The sequence below is a fragment of the Streptococcus sp. 3613 genome (assembly GCF_013277375.1).
Lineage (GTDB): Bacteria > Bacillota > Bacilli > Lactobacillales > Streptococcaceae > Streptococcus > Streptococcus pseudopneumoniae.
Genome location: NZ_VMMV01000128.1, coordinates 1 through 1,981, shown reverse-complemented (window position 1 = coordinate 1,981; position 1,981 = coordinate 1). Strand labels below are relative to the sequence as shown.

Below are 1,981 nucleotides of genomic sequence, written 5' to 3'. Positions count from 1 at the left end.
TGATACATTCAAGGCTGCCGCTGCTGCAACTAAGTCATTCTTAGCTTTCTCAACTTCTGCTTGACTTGCACCTGGCTTAGCTGCTACAGCTTTCGCTGCTTTAAGAGCTTCGTCGTAGGCAGTACGCTTAGCTTGGTCTGCATTCGTGTACTTGTCAGATTCTTTCGTGCCAGATTCTTTACCAAGCTCGGCATTCAAGGCAGACTTAGTTGTACCGTTTTGCGGAACATCACGGATAGTGCTGTTACCTGTAGTTTTTTCTCTTTCTACGTCGTCTGCAGTGTTTGCGCTATCTACCCTGTCCTTAGCTTTTTGAAGAGCGTCGTTTACAGCTTCTTTTGCTGCATCTTTCTCTTCTTTCGTCAAGCTACCATCTCTATCAATAGCTGCAATCTTCGTGGTTGCTTCCTGTTCGAGAGCGTCCTTGGCATTTTGCTTAGTTGTACCGTTTTGCGGAACATCACGGATAGTGCTGTTACCTGTAGTTTTTTCTCTTTCTACGTCGTCTGCAGTGTTTGCGCTATCTACCCTGTCCTTAGCTTTTTGAAGAGCGTCGTTTACAGCTTCTTTTGCTGCATCTTTCTCTTCTTTCGTCAAGCTACCATCTCTATCAATAGCTGCAATCTTCGTGGTTGCTTCCTGTTCGAGAGCGTCCTTGGCATTTTGCTTAGTTGCACCGTTTTCTTCTTCGAATTTTCTTCTTTCTGCATCCTTAGCATTCCACTCACTTTGCCTAATAAACAAATGTTCTTTGGGAATTTTGAGTTTAAGAAGCTCTGTGTTATCATTTCCAATTACTGTTAAATTAAAATTTTCACCGTACCCATCCATTGTCAATGCCATACGCTGTGCAGTAGGATGTTTATTAAAAATATCTAAGGTACCCAAGTCATCCGTAATTTCGTCTCTAAATACATTATCGCGCTTTCCACCTGTTTTCCCTGCTTCAGCAACTTTACGTTTTACCGTCGTATCACCAAGTACCGGATCTGTATAAGTAATAAATTTTTCAGTTTTAAGATTGGCATTCAACCATCTTTTTTTAGCATAAGGCCATCTTTGTACAAGATATTCCTTATCATCATACTTTTCATCCGGCACAGGATCTTGATCAACACCATAGACATATCCTTTATCATGCAACGCTGAACCCCGGTATCCCCGATCTTGATCTATGGTCCTATCACTTCCAACAGGGCTACTCTGGCTCCCTCTGTTTACTGTATCTGGATTCTCCCCAACACTCCTAGCTCTTCTAACGGGAGCATGCTGACCAGAGTTACTTGTCTCTTCAGCACCTCTATCACTTCCGCTAACGGCACTACTGTTGCTTCTATCTGACCCTTCAGAACTTTCCCCATTATTGCTTGATGGAGAAGCGTCCCTATCACTGCCAACAGGAGTAGGCTGAACAGAATTACTTGTTTGATCAGCACTTCGCTCACTTCCATTCGAAGCTTCACTAGCTCCCTCCGCAGCTGGATCCGATTTAGGCTCAGAACTCTCAAGAGACACCTCTGTAGCATTTACTGTAGTATCCGCCTGAACAACACTAGCTCGTGCTCCTAAAAACATCAATGCGGCAACCGCGACACTGGCGGCACCAAAGTGGTACTTACGAATAGAGTAACGGAAGACCTTTTCTCTGTTACACTTTCTAAAATCCATAACTCTTTCTCCTTTAAAGATATGATTGAAGAGAACATGTCATTTTCCTCTTCGATTGACAATAATATATAAATAGCAACTTACGACTATTTACCCCACTGTACCTCCTATGAAGAATATACAGTCTAGTGATAATTATACCACCCCCCCCCCCCCCCGAATTTTCAAGAAAAAAAATTTTTTTTTTTTTTTTTTTTTTTTTTTTTTTTTTTTTTTATATACATTTTTTTTAAAAAAGGGAACTTTTTGCGTTCGTTTTTATAAAAGATTTTTAAAAATCCGAAAAAAAAAAAAAAAAAAAAAAATTTTTTTT

Annotated in this window: 1 protein-coding gene; it reads right to left on the bottom strand. The window is 40.6% G+C overall.

The genetic code is table 11. From position 1 onward, the window contains the following. The coding region (locus HT708_RS11210; RefSeq protein ID WP_172926402.1) for a DUF1542 domain-containing protein at window positions 1-1,668 on the bottom strand (1,668 nt) is incomplete at its 3' end. Between the last annotated feature and the right edge of the window lie 313 nt (window positions 1,669-1,981).